Below are 15,368 nucleotides of genomic sequence, written 5' to 3'. Positions count from 1 at the left end.
GCCCCGCTTGAAAAGGTGGATTCTGCACAGCCTGCGAGCGTTTCAGACCGGTCGCAGCCACATCGACTGATAGGGGGCCAGGGTGATTTGCCCGTGGGACAGCGCCAGGGCCTGTCCGGACAGCAGGTCGACATGCGGCACGTCGCGCAGCGCTGCATCCTCGGGCCACAGTTTTTGCGTGTCCGCGGTGAAATTGACGACGCAGGTCACCTTGCGGTCGTCGCCCAGACGCTGATATACGAACAGGGCGCGATGCCCCGTGTCCAGAACCCGGGTCGGCACGGTGCCCGCGAATTGCGGCGTGGCTTTGCGGGTGCGCATGATGTGGCGCAGATCGGCAGAGATTCGGGCGGCGGGCCCCTCGGTGTGCTCGGTCGCGTCCCAATCCATCATCGGGCGCTGTATCCAGCGGCTGTCGTCCGCGTGATCAGGATTGTCGACATAGCTATAGTCGTTGGTCATGCCGATTTCGTCACCCATGTAAATCAGGGGTATGCCACCGTAACTGGCGATCAGGGCATGTCCCAGCCGCATCCGCGCAATGGCGGTGTCGACCTCCCTTGGTGTGCGTGCCGCCTCCAGCCCCGCGAGGCTTGCAAAGGTGCCGTTGGTGCGCCGGTCGCCAGTTTCCGCGTTGACCTGAAAATCCGTGCCGCGCGCGGTGCTGCCCGGATATGTGCCGTTGTAGAAATCGGCCAGATAGTCGCGGTGTGCCTTGGCGTCCATATGAGGAATATGGGCCGTATCCTCTGGCGTGATCGCCCATCCGATGTCGTCGTGGCAGCGGATATAAGGGGCGAACGACGCGCGGCGAAAGCTTTCGGGAAAGTGCGTTTTCAACACATATGTCATCAACCGGCTGTCACCGCTGGCCAGTGTCGACCAGAATTGCACCATCAGGTTGTTGTGATAGGCCAGCTGGCTCTCGCGGCCCGCGTGACTGCCGGTGCCCAGATATGGGACCAGATCCTGCGGTCCCACGATGGCCTCGGCCTTGTGGATGACGGCGGGGGCGCAGACGCGGGTGGCTTGCGTCAGCGCCTGCAGGATATCGTGCACCTGCGGCAGGTTCTGGCAGGATGTGCCCATCTGTTTCCACATGAACGCCACCGCATCCAGCCGGAATACCTCGACCCCGCGGTTGGCCAGGAACAGGATCGTGTCCAGCACGGCCAGAAATACCTCTGGGTTTTCCCAGTTCAGGTCCCATTGGTATTCGTTGAAGGTCGTCCAGACCCATTTGCCCATATCGTCGTAGTAGGTGAAATTGCCGGGCGCCTGATCGGGAAAGATTTCGACCAGTGTTTTCTCGTATTGCTTCGGCAGGGTGTCGTCATCGAACATCCGGTAGAACGCCTGATAATACGGATCACCTGCCCGCGCCTTGACCGCCCATGCGTGTTCCTTGGCCGTATGGTTCAGCACCATGTCGATGACCGGGCTGATGCCCGCGGCACGCAGTTGCAGGTTCGACTGCTGGAAATCCGCCATCGTGCCGAGGTCTGGATTGATCGCGGTGTAGTCCATCACCGCATAGCCCCCGTCGTTGGCCCCCGGTCGCGGCTTCAGGCAAGGCATCATATGGGCATAGGTCACACCCAACTCTTGCAGGTAGGGAATGCGCGAAGGCAGGTGTTTCAGGTCGCCTGCAAAACGGTCAATGTAGAACACATAGGCGACCATGTCCTCTGACAGGAACCAGTCGGGGTTCAGATCGCGCACCAGATCCAGCCGGCGCAGATCGGCGGGCCGGGCGCGCCAGTGTTTTTTCAGCAGATCCCGCAGGCGGTCCATCAGTGCCAGCGTGTCGCCACCGTAAAGCCGGTGCAGCGGCCCGATCAGGTCCCGCTGGCCGCGGTCCCAGCGCAGCGCAAAGATTTCGTCATTCGTGACGCCGCGACGCGGTGTGGCTGACATGGGGACGCTCCGTTCGGGGTGGTGTGATCTCGGCCGGGGACGGGTGCCTCCGGCGGGAGTATTTTTGGCAAGATGATGCTAGGCCCAATCGCCCTCGAAATCCTTGGGGATCAGCAGGATATCGCGGTCGACCGTGTTGATGTCACGCTTGCCGCAGAGCGCCATGGTCAGGTCCAGTTCGCGCATGATGATCTCGAGGGATTTGGTCACGCCGGCCTGACCCATGGCACCCAGGCCGTAGATGTAGGCCCGCCCGATCATCACGCCATGCGCGCCCATCGCCCGCGCCTTGAGCACGTCCTGACCGGACCGGATGCCGCTGTCGAGCCAGACCTCGACCCGGTCGCCGACGGCTGCAAGAATGCTGGGCAACATGCGGATCGACGACAAGGCCCCGTCCAGCTGGCGGCCGCCGTGGTTGCTGACGACGATGGCGTCACAGCCCAGATCGGCGGCCCGCACGGCGTCGTCGGGGTCCAGAATACCCTTGAGGATCAGCTTGCCGCCCCATTTTTCCTTGAGCCGGGCAATGGTGTTCCAGTCGAGCTTGGGGTCGAATTGTTCTGCGGTCCAGGACGACAGCGAACCCATGTTTTCGACGTTTTTCGCATGGCCCACGATATTGCCGAAACTGTGCCGTCTGGTCTGCAGCATCTCGAACCCCCAGCGCCATTTCGTCGCCAGATTGGCGATCGTGGAAGGCGTCAGTTTCGGCGGCGCGGACAGGCCGTTTTTCAGGTCCTTGTGCCGCTGGCCCAGAACCTGCAGATCCAGCGTCAGCACCAGCGCGGACACGCCCGCATTTTTCGCACGCGCGATGATGTTGTCGACGAATTCCTCGTCGCGCATGACGTAGAGCTGGAACCAGAACGGTTCGCTGGTGTGGGCTGCGACATCCTCGATCGAACAGATCGACATGGTGGACAGGGTATAGGGCACGCCAAAGGCTTCTGCCGCGCGGGCGGCCTTGATTTCACCGTCGGCGGATTGCATGCCCGTAAAGCCGACGGGGGCCAGGGCCACGGGCATCGCCACCTCCTGGCCTGCCATGGTGCTGGCCAGCGTGCGGTCCGACATGTCCACGGCAATGCGCTGACGCAGGCGGATCAGGTCGAAATCAGAGACATTGTCGCGGAACGTCTGTTCGGTCCAGCTGCCGCTTTCGGTGTAATCGTAGAACATGCGCGGCACACGACGTTTGTAAATCGCCTTGAGGTCGTCAATGGTCGTGATGGTCGTGATGGTCGTCATGTGGCCCCCCAGATATTCCGTTGCAGTCTAAGGGCGTGTCCGGGCGGTTTGCAATCCGCGTCAGAGATCGATCCACAGCGTGACGGGGCCGTCGTTGGTCAGGCTGACCGCCATGTCTGCGCCGAACACGCCGGTCGCGGTGGGAATGCCCAGGGCCTGCATGGCTTCGATGAAACGCACATAGGCAGCCCGGCCCGCATCGGGACGCGCCGCGGTTGAAAACCCGGGCCTGTTGCCACGGCTGGTGTCGCCGGCAAGCGTGAACTGGCTGACGATCAGGGCAGACCCGCCGGTTTCCAGCAAGGACCGGTTCATCTTGCCCGCGTCATCCTTGAAGATGCGCAGTTTGGCGATCTTGGCCGCCATCCGGTCCGGCGCATCGGGCGCGTCGTCCTCCATCGCGCAGATCAGGATCAGCAGGCCCGGACCCGTGGCCCCGATCACGTCACCGTCAACGCGGACCGCAGCCTCGGTTACCCGTTGGATCAGTGCCCGCATGGATCAAAGTTCGTGCGACCAGGGCGGGTTTGCACCCGCGCGGCTGACCGTGATCGCCGCGGCCTGTGCCCCCAGCGTGGCCGCGGCCCGCAGGTCATCGGCACTGGCCTGTCGCACACCGTCCTTGGACAGCAGCCCGGCCCGGTCGAGACCGGCCAGAAACCCGGCGTTGAACGTGTCGCCCGCCCCCACGGTGTCGACCACCTCGGCGCGCTGGGCTGCAACGTCAAAGGCCCCGTAGCGTGTGTAGATCGTCACTCCGTCGGCCCCGCGCGTCAACAGGACCACCTGCGGGCCGCCGTCAGTCAGCAGAGCAGCGGGATCGGTCTTGCCCTGCAACCATGCCAGATCCTCGTCCGAGATCTTGACGATGTCGGACATGCCCAGCATGTCGGTCAGCCGTGCACGATAGGCGGCCTCGTCGGTGATGAAACCGGGGCGGATGTTGGGGTCGATCATGATCAGCTTTTGATCTGCGTTACGCTGCATCAGGCTGCGGTAGGCATCGCCGCAGGGTTCGACCACCAGCGAGATCCCGCCGAAAAACAGCGCATCCGCCGTCACCTGCGGCAGCACATCCGCCGTCAGCATCCGACCGGCGGTGTTTTCGTCATAGAAGGCATAGGTCGCATGGCCGTCCACCAGCCGGACAAAGGCCAGCGTGGTGGGCCGGTCACTGATGTGGCAGGGGGCCGTATCGACGCGGGATTCGTGCAGCACATTCACCAATTGCTGACCGAACAGGTCCGACGACAGACCCGAAAAGAACTGCACCTGCGATTCCAGCCGTCCCAGCGCAATCGCGGTATTGAACACCGCACCGCCTGCATAGGGCGCGAATGCGGCCTCGCCGCCAGTGGTGTCTCGGGGCAGCATGTCGATCAGGGCTTCGCCACAACAGAGGATCATCGGTCGGTCCTTTTTACGCGTTCATCGCGTATAGGTAGCCGACTGTTAGCGCCACCACCAGCCCGACGATCACGGCAAAGGCGATCTTCCACGCAGAGTAGGGCCGTTCGCCCTGCACCCGTCCGGTCCTGCCGTTCACGACAAACCGGTAGGACTGGCCGTTGTATTTGTAGGCCGCAACCCAGACCGGCAGCAGGATATGCTTGAACGTGACGTCCGAAATCCGGGTCTGCACGTCCGAGACCTGCTGACGGTCGCCGCCGATATCGAATTTCACGTCGCGCAGGATCATCGCATCCATATGGCTGCGCGCCTGGGCGAAACCGTCCTGCAATTCCACCTGGTAGGCCTCGGCGCGAAATCCGGCCAGATAATCGGGCTGATAGGGTTCCAGCCCCGACAGATCCCAGGGTTCCAGCGCATCTGTGTGGGTCTTGGGCAGTGATGTCGAGGCCAGCACCAGCACATCATCGAAAAACCGTGCGACCCGGCCCGTAGCCCGCCGCCAGCGCGTCTTGCGCACCTGAACGGTACGCATCTTGCCGTCGCGCATCACGCGTTTGCTGACAAAGTAATCGTCGCCGCGTTGCCCGATATAGTCGGACTGGGTCTGCGCATCAAAGGTCCAGTAGGGGACATAGATGCCGTCCATGCGCCGCCCCTTGCGGGCGTATTCCTTTAGCCCGTTGGGGGCGAACCACAACCCGCCCAGCCAGTCCATCATCGCCTGATGCACCTGGCTGTCATCCACGGAAAACGGCAGAAGGCCGCGTGGTTTGATGTGGCGATGGGTGCCTGTGCCCGTGACCACGGGTGTGGCGCAGAACGGGCATTCGGTGGCGTGAATGTCGGGGTCGAATTCGACCTGTGCCCCGCAATTGGGGCATTGCGACACGCGGGTTTCTTCGATTTCGGCCTCGGGCAATTGCGCGTTGAGCGCCGCTGCGAAATCCAGCTCGCGGACCTGCACAAAGGGGCTGGCGCTGCTGCCGATGGCCTGCACGTTGCCGCAATGATCGCAGACCAGATCGCCGCTGGCGGGGTCGAACCTCAGGTCGGACCCGCAGGCATCACATGGAAAACGGTGGGCGGTGATTGGCGCGGTTTCGGGGGGCATGCTGGCTCCGGTCATCTGGGGGCCAAGATGGCATGAATTCCCGGCGTTGCCAGTGCGAATTCACAGATAACGGTGCCAGCTTTTCGGGGCCATGATGCGCAGCGCGTTGTCGCGCAGCTTGACGTGGCGCCAGATGTGGAACCCCGCATGCCCGACCGCGATGACCGCCAGCAGATAGTATTCGTAGATATGGATCTTGCCGATGACCTCGTTCGCGGCCTTCATGTCGAGTGGCGGCGCAAAGGGCAGAAAACCACCGGCCTTGAGCAACCTGTCAGAGGTCAGCCCCAGCAGAAACCCGGTCAGCGCCACGCCGAACAGGCCCCAGATCAGTGTCTTGTGCAGCCACTGGTGGATGACCCTGGCGCGCGGCGACAGTTTCGGGCCGGGTCGTCCGACCAGCCCGCGCCGCAGATAATCCGCATACCAGACCAGCGTCAGCGTCACAAAGACCAGCGCCAGTGTCGAATGGGCCTGAAATGCCGCCGGACCAAAGGGCACCACCACGGCGGGGGTGACGAACAGGAACCAGACGAACATCGGGATCATCGCCAGATGCGTCCATTTCACCAAGCTGCGCCGCACCGGCATGGCCGCGCGGATGCGGGCACGCCAGTCAGGCCGGGCCGGGCTGGGATCAGGTGCAACACTCATGCCTCAGCCACGGTGCCCGTCGCGTAAAAGTTTCGCCCTCACGCTCCCGGTGGGGGCGGCGGCATCACGGTGAACAATTGCGCCAGTTCCGTGTCCTCGGCGGTCATCCAGCCGTCCTGGCCTTGGGTCCAGACCATGGTTTCACGGGTCAGCGCGCCTTCGGTCACCTTGCGCCCCATCGCGGCCTTGGAAAACGGACCGCTGGTCTGGCCTGCCTCTGCGATGTGCCAGACGTGTTCGACAGGCGGCGGCGGGGGCGGGGGTGCGGCGGTGGCCGCTGCAGGCTGGGGTGCTGCACCCCATGGGCCGGCCTGCATCATGTTGCCCATCTGCATCCCCAGACCGGCCCCCATGCCCATGCCCATCGCTTGCCCCGCGGCCGATCCGGGCTGTGACATGGCCTCTGCGGCCTTCCATTTCATGTGGTCGTCCAGATTGCCCGCGATCCCGCGGCTGGTGCGTTCGTCCAGTGCCTTTTCCACTGCGGGTGGCAGGCTGATGTTCTCGATGTACAGCTCTGGTATGGTCAAGCCGTATTGCGCCACGGTGCCGTCGATCGCCTTGGCGACCAGATCGCCCAGGTCCTTGGTGTTCGCCGCCATATCCAAAGCTGGAATGCCGCTGGACGCCAGCGCGCGGCTGACCTCCTGCACGATGATGTTGCGGATCTGGAACGTCACCTCATCGGCGGTGAAATCGCCGTCGGTGCCCACGATTTCGCGCAGGAACAGTGCAGGGTCCGCCACCTTGATCGTATAGGTGCCGAATGCCCGCAGCCGGATCGGCCCGAACTCCGGGTCGCGCAGCATGATCGGATTTTTCGTGCCCCACTTGAGGTCGGTAAACCGTGTGGTGTTGACGAAATAGATCTCGGACTTGAACGGCGACCGGAACCCGTGGTCCCAGTGCTGAAGCGTCGTCATGATCGGCATGTTGTTGGTTTCAAGCATGTAGAGACCCGGCGTAAACACATCCGCCAGCTGCCCCTCGTGCACGAACACCGCCGCCTGTCCCTCGCGGACCGTCAGCTTGGCCCCGTATTTGATCTCGTGACCCTGCCGTTCGAACCGGGACACCATCGTGTCACGGGTGTCGTCGGTCCAGTGAATGACATCAATGAACTGACCCGAGAGAAAATCGAAAATGGACATTTGCGGTCTCCTTAGCTGCCACCGCTGCCAGTCAATTCGGTGGCGATCTGGCGGGCGATGGGGGCGGCTTCCATGATGGACATGCCGGTGGTGAAACGGGGGTCATACAGCATTTTCAGCAGCAGCTCGTCATGGGTCGTCAGCAACCCGAATTCCTCGTCGTCGTTGAAAATCGACGGGCGCGCCTGCGGGCTGTCGTTGGCGAGCCCCAGACCCTGCGCCACCTCTTCGTGCACACAAGACGTGCGCAACAGGTCGGGGTGTTCGGCGCGGATCACGGCGACCGCCTTGGCATAGCTGCTGGACCCGCCTTCGGAAAACGCGATGACGATGCACAGCTGGTCACGCGGCAGGTTCATGATCGCACGCAAGCTGCTGGGCCCGATCCCCGGCACGATCTGGCGCAGACGATCCGCATAGCCGGCACGGTCGTCCTCTGACAAAAACAGAACGTGAAAGTTCGGATCGTTTTCGGACATGCGGATCGGCACGCCACTGACCCGCGACAGCCGCGCTGCATAGGCCGCGACACCGGTGCGGTCGCGCGCGCGCTGACCGTCGGGGACGGATGGTCCGAATTCGACGCTCATGCGGATCGGCTGATCCCAGCGCCGCAGGCGCGATTGCGTGGCCTGCGCGCGCAGCACCTCGCCGTCGGTGACATATTCGTCGTAGAGCGCGATACGGATGAAATTGCGCGCCAGCATCGTATCGGTGAACGGCGTATCCGCCCCGCCACCGTCGCCCCGCAACAACCCCTGCGCCAGCAGATCGTTCTGCAGACGCCGGTAGTAGGTCGCCAGCGCCAAGCTCTCGGGGCTGGCTGCGGGGGCAGGGGGTGCGGGTTCCGGCACGACCGGGGTCACACGTTCGACCGGGCGCGCAACCTGATCGGGGGCGGCCGTCTCGGTCGGTGCGGTGCAGGCCGCTAGACCACCCAGCACCACCGCCGCGACCAGATTGCGCATTGGGATCATTCAGGCCTCCGCAGTGCCGGTTGCGCGGGGACGCATGGCACTGGCCGAGGCCAGCGTGTTTTTCAGGTCACCTTCCATCTTTTGCAGGTCTGCTTCGGCTGTGGCGCGACGGGCCTTGCCTTCGTCCGCGATCTGCAGGCTTTCCTCGATGGTGGCGATCAGGTCGGTGTTGGCCTGTTTGACGGCCTCGATATCGAACACGCCGCGTTCCATTTCCGTGCGGATCACCTTGTTGGCGTCGCGCAGGTTCTTGGCATTGGCGGTCAGCAATTCATTCGTCAGGTCGTTCGCCTCGCGCACGGCCTGTGCCGCCTGCGACGACCGCTGGATCGTCACCGCCTGCGCCAGCTGCGTTTCCCACAGCGGCACCGTGTTCACGAGCGTCGAATTGATCTTGGTCACGAGGCTCTTGTCGTTTTCCTGCACCAGACGGATCGACGGCAGCGACTGCATCGTCACCTGCCGCGTCAGTTTCAGGTCATGCACCCGGCGTTCCAGATCGTCACGCGCGGCGCGCAGGTCGCGCAACTCCTGTGCTGCCATGACACCCTGTTCGTCCGGCGCGCCCTTGACGTCTGCCTCCTTGGCGGGAATTTCGTCATTGTCGATCTGTGCCAGACGGGCCTCGCCTGCGGTGATGTACAGGCCCAGTTCGTCATAAAAGGCGAGCGTTTTTTCATAGAGCTGATCGAGCGATTCGATATCCTTGAGCAGCGTCGTCTCGTGACGCAGCAGGTCCTCTGTGACGCGGTCGATCTGGGTCTGCACGTCCTCGAACCGGGCCACGAATTTCGCCATCGGCGTCGCGCGGCCCAGCAACCGGTCCCACCAAGACTGCTTGCGGCCCACATCCAGTTCGCTGACCGAAAAACCGCGGATCGTGCTGACGATTTCGCGTAAGGAATCGCCTGCAGGACCCACGTCCTTGTTGCGCACGCCGGCCAGCATCGACTGGCTGATCGCCTGCAATTCGGCCTGTGCCGCCGATCCGAACGACACGATCGATCCGGTATCGTTCAGGTCGATTTCGTCCATGCGCGACCGGATCGCGTCAGAGGTCACAGGGTCCGCCTGTTCCAGCGGCACCAGCGCGCCTGCGGGTTCCGGCAGGACGACGGCCGTGACCTTTTCGATGTCCGAGGTGCGGGAGGTCGCCGCCGTGCGGGTCTTGTCTGACATGGTCTCTTCCTATCTTTCGCGCGACAGCCGGTCGCGCAGCACCTTGATCTCGATATCCATAGCATTGCGATCGTCGGCTAACAATTTCTCGGTGCGGCTGGTGAAATTCTGTTCCAGATCATCCAGCAGCGCCGTGTAATCCGCCTGCGCCGCCGGTTGCGGGCCGCGCGCGGCAAGATCCGCGAACTGTGCCGTCGCATCACGTGCGCCCAACAGATAGACGCCCAGATACTTGCGCGCCGCCGTCAGGTCGCGGGGGTCCTGTTCGACCGCCCGGATCATGCGCCGCGCACTGGTCTGGAACGCCGCAACCCGCGCGGTCAATGTGCGGTCACGCAGACGCGCGATCTGGTTGGTCATGTCGGTCAGATAGGCTTCGGCCTCATCCACCACGCGGGCCACACGATCCTGCTGGAACGTATCGACGCCCGACAGGCGCTTGTCGCGCAGCGGATCAATGCCAAAGGCCGCCAGATGCAGACCGGTTGCGGCAATGCCGTAGACGACGGATCCGGCCACACCCGTGTCGCCGGTCACGGCCGCAAGTCCCACACCAACCCCTGCCAGGATGGCCGCGATGATCTTGCGCGGCAGGGCGGGGCGGCGGGCGACCTCGCGCGCATCATAGGCGGCTTGCGCCCGCAGACCGTCGCGCAGCAGCCAGGCCCCCGCCGTCATCAGCCCCGCCGCGATCAGTGCTGTGACCATCACGAAAGGCCCGTTGTTGAGCGAGGCAAAGACCAGTGCGATGGGCGGCGCGAACATCAGGTTCGCGCGCGCACCCACCGGATGCACCGCCACGCGGTCCACCGGGGCCGCGGTCCCGCCGCCGGGGCTGAATTTTCCGCCGAACCGCTGGGCCATCAGGCGGCCCCCAGCCAGCCGGTGCTGACCCCCAGCATCAGCAAAAACAGCAGAACAAAGGAAATCAGGCGAAATGGTTTCGGCATCGGGGACTCCGACGTGAGGGGATCACTGGTCATGGCGCGCACTGCCGACGCCACGGTCCCCACGGCAAAGGCCGCGCCCGCAATCAGCAGCAAAATGAGGACAATACGCAGCATCAGCGACCGGTCCGGTTAGGGTCATAGGACACTTAGGTAGTGATGGGTCGCTCGATTTGCGAGGATTTTTGCACCCTATCTGCGCTTTGGGGCACCGCGCTGCGGTCTGGGACCCTCGCTGCCGGGTTTGCGTGGTCTTTGCACCGGTTTGCGCGCGCGGGTCGCCGGTTCGGGGGCGGCCATGCCCAGCTGGTCGCGCAGCACGCGCCCCTTGACTTCTTCGACGGCACCGGCCGCCAGATTGCCCAGTTGGAACGGGCCATAGCTGACACGGATCAGCCGGTTCACGATGGTGCCCACGGCCTCCATCGCGCGGCGGATCTCGCGGTTCTTGCCTTCGCGGATGCTGATTGTCAGCCAGGCGTTTGCGCCCTGCTGGCGGTCGAATGTCACGATCATCGGCTGATAGCTGACGCCTTCGACGGTGATGCCCGCGCGCAATTCGTCCAGTTTCCCCTCTGACACCGATCCCTTGATGCGCACGCGGTAGCGGCGCAGCCAGCCGGTGCTGGGCAGTTCCAGCCTGCGCTTGATCCCGCCGTCGTTGGTCAGCAGCAGCAGACCTTCGGAATTGATGTCCAGTCGGCCCACGCTCATGACGCGCGGCAGATCCTCTGGCAGTTTGTCGAACACCGTTTCCCGGCCCTGATCGTCGCTCGCCGTGGTCACAAGGCCTGCGGGCTTGTGATACAGCCACAGGCGCGGGGCCTCGGGCTTGCCCACGGGTTTGCCGTCGACCACGATGCGGTCGCGGTCGGTCACGTTCAGCGCGGGGCTGGTGATCGTCTTGCCGTTGACGCTGACGCGCCCGGCTTCGATCATGCGTTCGGCCTCGCGGCGCGACGCCACGCCGCTGCGCGATAGGACCTTGGCGATGCGGTCGCCGTCTGGAGTGTTCTCTGTCATCCCTCCGCGATACCTCGAATCCGTGGGGCTTGCCAGAGTGTCCCACCTGCGGGCATGACGGGGCATGATATTTCGCAGCTACATGGACCTCGCGCTGGCACAGGCCCGTGCCGCCGCCGACCGGGACGAAGTGCCGGTGGGTGCCGTGATCGTGGGGCCCGACGGCGTACTGGCGCAGGCCGGAAACCGCACGCGGGAACTGAACGACCCCACCGCCCACGCCGAGGTGCTCGCGATCCGGGCCGCCTGTGCGGCCATGGGGCAGGAACGGCTGACCGGTTGCGATCTGTATGTGACGCTGGAACCATGCCCGATGTGCGCCGCCGCGATCAGCAACGCGCGATTGGCGCGCCTTTATTACGGTGCGTCTGATTTGAAATCGGGGGGTGTCGCTCAAGGGCCGCGGGTGTTCAGCCACCCGCAATGCCACCACGCGCCTCAGGTCTATGACGGCATTGCGGCGCAACAATCCGAAGACCTGCTGCGCCGCTTTTTTGCGTCGAAACGCTAGTTCATTCCTGCGGGATGCGCAGGTTCTGACCGGGATAGATTTTGTCCGGGTCGGACAGCATCGGCTTGTTTGCCTCGAAAATGGCGTGGTACTTGCTGGCCTTGCCCATCGTGGCTTGTGCGATGGCGGACAGGGTGTCGCCTTTTTTCACGGTGTAGAACACCGGCTCTGCGGCCGCGTCCGCGACTTTGATTTCCTCTTCGACTGCAGCCACGCCATCGACGTTGCCTGCGGCCAGAATGATCTTTTCGCGCTGTTCCTGAGTCGGGGCCTTGCCCTTGATCATGACCTTGTCGCCCTCGACCGTGACCTGCACGTCGGATGCGTCGAGGCCCAGATCCTTCAGTTCGGCGTTCAGCGCCTCTTGTGTCGATTCCGGCGCGTCGTCCTTGCCGAACAGTTTCTTGCCCGCATCTTTGACAAAGCTGAAAAGTCCCATGTGTGATCTCCCTTTTGCTGATCGCGCTCAGGGTAATCACGATTGCGTCACCGTGTCACGGCATCCCGCATGGGCGGTCTCGCGCGGCCTGAAAATTTACCAATGAAAAACCCCACCGCGCGCAGATCGAACCATCTGACGCGCGGTGGTTTTCGCCCCGATTGCCAATTGGCAATCGGTTCGGCGGCTTACAACGTGACGGTATCCATCACCGCTGGTGTCGCCACATCGACGCCGGGCAGGGCGTCGCGCATGACCTGCGCGTCCTGTGCCAGCGCGTCGAACGTGCCATAGTGGCAAGGGATCACGGTTGAAAAATTGAAATACCGTTTCGCGGCATAGGCCGCGCGGCCCATGTCCATCGTGTAGAATCCACCCGCGCACAGAATGCCGATGTCGGGTTTGTGCAAGTCGCCCATCCAGTCCATGTCGGCCATGATGTCGGTGTCGCCGCTGAAATAGATCGTTTTGCCTTCACCCGCGATCATGAAACCGCATTCGGTGCCCGCGACCCGCGTGCCGTCCGCCCCGTCAAAGGACGATGAATGCACCGCGTTGACCATCGTGACATGCGCGCCGTTCAGATCGACGGTGCCGCCCTTGTTGAAACCCACGGTTTCGATGCCGTCGCCCGCGATGACGCCCATCAGTTCCACGATGCCGTAGACCGGTGCGCCCGTGTCCCGTGCGATCTGCTGGACCTCGCTTGCGTGGTCGCCGTGACCGTGGGTCAGCAGGATATGTGTCGTTCCTGCGATCGCTGCGTCGCGCTGGTCGTCCGGAAACGACGGGTTGCCGTTCAGCCAGGGGTCGATCAGCAGCACTGCCTCCGCGATTTCGATACGAAAACTGGCGTGGCCCAGCCATGTGATATTCATCTCGGTCATTCCTTCTTGTGCGATGCCGTCATGGTAGCTTGCGCACCCCGCCCGGCAATGCAGCCGTGCTTGCAGCGCATCGCCGGGGCGGGTAAACGCAGGCTGAACCGTAGAAACGAGGCCCCGATGTCCATCGATACCGACACCGCCCGCCGCGTGGCCAAACTGGCGCGCATCAAGGTCGAAGACGACGCTTTGCCCGCGCTTGCGCAGGAATTCAGTGCGATCTTGGGCTTTATCGAGCAGCTGAACGAGGTTGATGTGGACGGGGTGGAACCGATGACATCCGTCACGCCGCAACGCCTGTATCGCCGCGATGACGTGGTGACCGATGGTGACCAGCAGGACAAGGTGCTCGCCAATGCGCCCGACGCCCGCGAGGGTTTCTTTGCCGTGCCCAAGGTGGTGGAATAATGTCCGATCTGACCAAACTGACCATCGCCGCCGCCCGTGACGCCCTGCGCAAGGGCGAGGTGACCAGCGCTGAATTGACCAGCGCCTGCCTGACGGCGATTGACGCGGCCGATACGCTGAACGCATTCGTGCACAAAACGCCCGAAGTTGCAGAAAGCCAAGCCAAGAGCGCGGATCAGCGCATTCAGGCGGGTGAGGCGCCAGATTTGTGCGGTATCCCGCTGGGCATCAAGGACCTGTTCTGCACCAAGGGGGTCGCCTCTCAGGCGGCCAGCCGCATCCTCGAAGGGTTCAAGCCGGAATACGAATCCACCGTCACGACGCAGCTGTTCGATGCAGGCGCGGTGATGCTGGGCAAGCTGAACATGGACGAATTCGCCATGGGCAGCAGCAACGAAACCTCCGTCTACGGCGATGCCGTCAACCCGTGGAAGGTCGATGACCGCCAGCTGACGCCGGGCGGGTCATCCGGCGGGTCCGCTGCCGCTGTCGCCGCCGATCTGTGCCTGGGGGCCACCGGCACCGATACCGGCGGGTCGATCCGCCAGCCCGCCGCATTCACCGGCATCACCGGGATCAAACCGACCTATGGCCGCGTCAGCCGCTGGGGCGTCGTGGCTTTTGCCTCGTCGCTGGATCAGGCAGGCCCGATGACCAAGGACGTGCGCGACAGCGCGATCATGTTGCAGGCGATGTCGGGTTTCGACGCCAAGGACAGCACGTCGGCCAATATCCCCGTGCCTGATTTCGAGGCCGCGCTGACCGGCGATATTCGCGGCAAGGTCATCGGTATTCCAAAGGAATACCGTATGGACGGCGTGCCCGCCGAGATCGAAAAGCTGTGGCAAGACGGGACTGCCATGCTGCGTGACGCAGGCGCAGAGGTGCGTGACATCACCCTGCCGCACACCAAATACGCGCTGCCCGCCTATTACGTCATCGCACCCGCCGAGGCGTCATCGAACCTTGCCCGCTACGACGGTGTGCGGTTCGGCCACCGGGCCAAGCTGGACGCGGGCGACGGCATCACCGAGATGTACGAAAAGACCCGCGCCGAGGGCTTCGGTCCAGAGGTGCAGCGCCGCGTCATGGTCGGCACCTATGTGCTGTCCGCCGGTTTCTACGATGCCTATTACAACCGTGCGCGCCGGGTCCGTGCGCTGATCAAGCGTGACTTCGATCAGGTGTTCGCGGATGGTGTCGATGCGATCCTGACGCCAGCGACGCCGTCTGCCGCCTTTGGTCTGGGCGAGATGAAGAACGCTGACCCGATCCAGATGTATCTCAACGACGTATTCACCGTGACGGTGAACCTCGCTGGTCTGCCGGGTATCAGCGTGCCGGCCGGACTGGACGCCGAGGGATTGCCGCTGGGGCTGCAACTGATCGGTCGTCCTTGGGAAGAGGGCGATCTGCTGAATGTCGCCTATGCGCTGGAACGCAGCGCAGGTTTCAACGCCAAGCCCGCCAAGTGGTGGTAGGCTGGATCATTCGTTCAAGGAG

The 15,368-nt window shown here is 63.5% G+C and carries 17 protein-coding genes; 3 read left to right on the top strand and 14 right to left on the bottom strand.

The genetic code is table 11. The features are described 5' to 3' along the window. Positions 1–42: 42 nt before the first annotated feature. The 12 genes from BMX27_RS07015 to BMX27_RS06960 all read right to left on the bottom strand — a co-directional run bounded on the left by BMX27_RS07015 (position 43) and on the right by BMX27_RS06960 (position 11,623). Positions 43–1,917: an amylosucrase gene (locus BMX27_RS07015; RefSeq protein WP_090159140.1), complete on the bottom strand. Its 1,875-nt coding sequence runs from the start codon at positions 1,915–1,917 to the stop codon at positions 43–45. A gap of 78 nt (positions 1,918–1,995) precedes the next feature. Next, a complete protein-coding gene (locus BMX27_RS07010; protein ID WP_090159227.1) occupies positions 1,996–3,159 on the bottom strand; it encodes an alpha-hydroxy acid oxidase in 1,164 nt (387 codons plus the stop codon). A gap of 69 nt (positions 3,160–3,228) precedes the next feature. Beyond that, the gene (dtd, locus tag BMX27_RS07005) at positions 3,229–3,666 is read right to left on the bottom strand and encodes a D-aminoacyl-tRNA deacylase (RefSeq protein WP_090159139.1); all 438 of its coding nucleotides are present in this window, start codon (positions 3,664–3,666) and stop codon (positions 3,229–3,231) included. Between the two features lie 3 nt (positions 3,667–3,669). Beyond that, positions 3,670–4,575, bottom strand: a complete 906-nt coding sequence (locus BMX27_RS07000; RefSeq protein WP_090159138.1) for a carbohydrate kinase family protein — start codon at positions 4,573–4,575, stop codon at positions 3,670–3,672. 13 nt (positions 4,576–4,588) lie between these two features. Further along, positions 4,589–5,692, bottom strand: coding sequence for a TFIIB-type zinc finger domain-containing protein (locus BMX27_RS06995; protein ID WP_256212417.1), 1,104 nt, complete (start codon positions 5,690–5,692; stop codon positions 4,589–4,591). Between the two features lie 60 nt (positions 5,693–5,752). Beyond that, positions 5,753–6,346 carry a cytochrome B gene (locus tag BMX27_RS06990; RefSeq protein WP_256212416.1) on the bottom strand — a complete coding sequence of 198 codons (594 nt, stop codon included), beginning with the start codon at positions 6,344–6,346 and terminating at the stop codon, positions 5,753–5,755. Positions 6,347–6,384: 38 nt separating this feature from the next. Then, positions 6,385–7,497: an SPFH domain-containing protein gene (locus tag BMX27_RS06985; RefSeq protein WP_090159136.1), complete on the bottom strand. Its 1,113-nt coding sequence runs from the start codon at positions 7,495–7,497 to the stop codon at positions 6,385–6,387. 11 nt (positions 7,498–7,508) lie between these two features. Beyond that, entirely contained in the window at positions 7,509–8,474 is a 966-nt protein-coding gene (locus tag BMX27_RS06980; RefSeq protein ID WP_090159135.1) for a DUF2927 domain-containing protein, read from the bottom strand. Beyond that, positions 8,475–9,653 (bottom strand): toxic anion resistance protein, encoded by a 1,179-nt coding sequence (locus BMX27_RS06975; RefSeq protein ID WP_090159134.1) that lies wholly within the window; start codon positions 9,651–9,653, stop codon positions 8,475–8,477. A gap of 9 nt (positions 9,654–9,662) precedes the next feature. Then, a complete protein-coding gene (locus BMX27_RS06970; protein ID WP_090159133.1) occupies positions 9,663–10,517 on the bottom strand; it encodes a 5-bromo-4-chloroindolyl phosphate hydrolysis family protein in 855 nt (284 codons plus the stop codon). Continuing rightward, entirely contained in the window at positions 10,517–10,717 is a 201-nt protein-coding gene (locus BMX27_RS06965) for a hypothetical protein (protein WP_090159132.1), read from the bottom strand. The genes BMX27_RS06970 and BMX27_RS06965 overlap by 1 nt, the downstream gene beginning before the upstream one ends. Positions 10,718–10,792: 75 nt before the next feature. Continuing rightward, on the bottom strand, positions 10,793–11,623 hold the full coding sequence (locus BMX27_RS06960) for a pseudouridine synthase (RefSeq protein WP_090159131.1): 831 nt from the start codon (positions 11,621–11,623) through the stop codon (positions 10,793–10,795). Between the two features lie 64 nt (positions 11,624–11,687). On the opposite strand from BMX27_RS06960, the gene BMX27_RS06955 reads away from it, so the two are divergent. Continuing rightward, on the top strand, positions 11,688–12,134 hold the full coding sequence (locus BMX27_RS06955) for a nucleoside deaminase (RefSeq protein ID WP_090159130.1): 447 nt from the start codon (positions 11,688–11,690) through the stop codon (positions 12,132–12,134). A 1-nt stretch (position 12,135) separates the two neighbouring features. Here BMX27_RS06955 and lysM read toward each other — a convergent pair whose 3' ends face one another. Beyond that, complete coding sequence (gene lysM, locus BMX27_RS06950; protein ID WP_090159129.1) at positions 12,136–12,573, bottom strand: peptidoglycan-binding protein LysM; 438 nt, start codon at positions 12,571–12,573, stop codon at positions 12,136–12,138. Between the two features lie 188 nt (positions 12,574–12,761). After that, the gene (locus tag BMX27_RS06945; protein WP_090159225.1) at positions 12,762–13,451 is read right to left on the bottom strand and encodes a metal-dependent hydrolase; all 690 of its coding nucleotides are present in this window, start codon (positions 13,449–13,451) and stop codon (positions 12,762–12,764) included. Positions 13,452–13,577: 126 nt separating this feature from the next. Here BMX27_RS06945 and gatC point away from each other — a divergent pair, with 126 nt between their 5' ends. Beyond that, a complete protein-coding gene (gatC, locus tag BMX27_RS06940; RefSeq protein WP_090159128.1) occupies positions 13,578–13,865 on the top strand; it encodes an Asp-tRNA(Asn)/Glu-tRNA(Gln) amidotransferase subunit GatC in 288 nt (95 codons plus the stop codon). Further along, entirely contained in the window at positions 13,865–15,346 is a 1,482-nt protein-coding gene (gene gatA / locus BMX27_RS06935; protein ID WP_090159127.1) for an Asp-tRNA(Asn)/Glu-tRNA(Gln) amidotransferase subunit GatA, read from the top strand. Before gatC ends, gatA begins: the two co-directional genes overlap by 1 nt. Positions 15,347–15,368: the final 22 nt, after the last annotated feature.

Source organism: Loktanella sp. DSM 29012 (assembly GCF_900110705.1).
GTDB lineage: Bacteria > Pseudomonadota > Alphaproteobacteria > Rhodobacterales > Rhodobacteraceae > Loktanella > Loktanella gaetbuli.
Note: the sequence above shows the minus strand (reverse complement) of the source record. Positions and strands in the feature narration are given on the sequence as shown.

What these genes read in the sequence shown, in the direction of transcription:
- BMX27_RS07015 (WP_090159140.1), bottom strand. Translation starts at nt 1,917, where the DNA reads ATGTCAGCCACACCGCGTCGCGGCGTCACGAATGACGAAATCTTTGCG.
- dtd (WP_090159139.1), bottom strand. Translation starts at nt 3,666, where the DNA reads ATGCGGGCACTGATCCAACGGGTAACCGAGGCTGCGGTCCGCGTTGAC.
- BMX27_RS07000 (WP_090159138.1), bottom strand. Translation starts at nt 4,575, where the DNA reads ATGATCCTCTGTTGTGGCGAAGCCCTGATCGACATGCTGCCCCGAGAC.
- BMX27_RS06995 (WP_256212417.1), bottom strand. Translation starts at nt 5,692, where the DNA reads ATGCCCCCCGAAACCGCGCCAATCACCGCCCACCGTTTTCCATGTGAT.
- BMX27_RS06990 (WP_256212416.1), bottom strand. Translation starts at nt 6,346, where the DNA reads ATGAGTGTTGCACCTGATCCCAGCCCGGCCCGGCCTGACTGGCGTGCC.
- BMX27_RS06985 (WP_090159136.1), bottom strand. Translation starts at nt 7,497, where the DNA reads ATGTCCATTTTCGATTTTCTCTCGGGTCAGTTCATTGATGTCATTCAC.
- BMX27_RS06980 (WP_090159135.1), bottom strand. Translation starts at nt 8,474, where the DNA reads ATGATCCCAATGCGCAATCTGGTCGCGGCGGTGGTGCTGGGTGGTCTA.
- BMX27_RS06975 (WP_090159134.1), bottom strand. Translation starts at nt 9,653, where the DNA reads ATGTCAGACAAGACCCGCACGGCGGCGACCTCCCGCACCTCGGACATC.
- BMX27_RS06970 (WP_090159133.1), bottom strand. Translation starts at nt 10,517, where the DNA reads ATGGCCCAGCGGTTCGGCGGAAAATTCAGCCCCGGCGGCGGGACCGCG.
- BMX27_RS06965 (WP_090159132.1), bottom strand. Translation starts at nt 10,717, where the DNA reads ATGCTGCGTATTGTCCTCATTTTGCTGCTGATTGCGGGCGCGGCCTTT.
- BMX27_RS06960 (WP_090159131.1), bottom strand. Translation starts at nt 11,623, where the DNA reads ATGACAGAGAACACTCCAGACGGCGACCGCATCGCCAAGGTCCTATCG.
- BMX27_RS06955 (WP_090159130.1), top strand. Translation starts at nt 11,688, where the DNA reads ATGATATTTCGCAGCTACATGGACCTCGCGCTGGCACAGGCCCGTGCC.
- lysM (WP_090159129.1), bottom strand. Translation starts at nt 12,573, where the DNA reads ATGGGACTTTTCAGCTTTGTCAAAGATGCGGGCAAGAAACTGTTCGGC.
- BMX27_RS06945 (WP_090159225.1), bottom strand. Translation starts at nt 13,451, where the DNA reads ATGAATATCACATGGCTGGGCCACGCCAGTTTTCGTATCGAAATCGCG.
- gatC (WP_090159128.1), top strand. Translation starts at nt 13,578, where the DNA reads ATGTCCATCGATACCGACACCGCCCGCCGCGTGGCCAAACTGGCGCGC.
- gatA (WP_090159127.1), top strand. Translation starts at nt 13,865, where the DNA reads ATGTCCGATCTGACCAAACTGACCATCGCCGCCGCCCGTGACGCCCTG.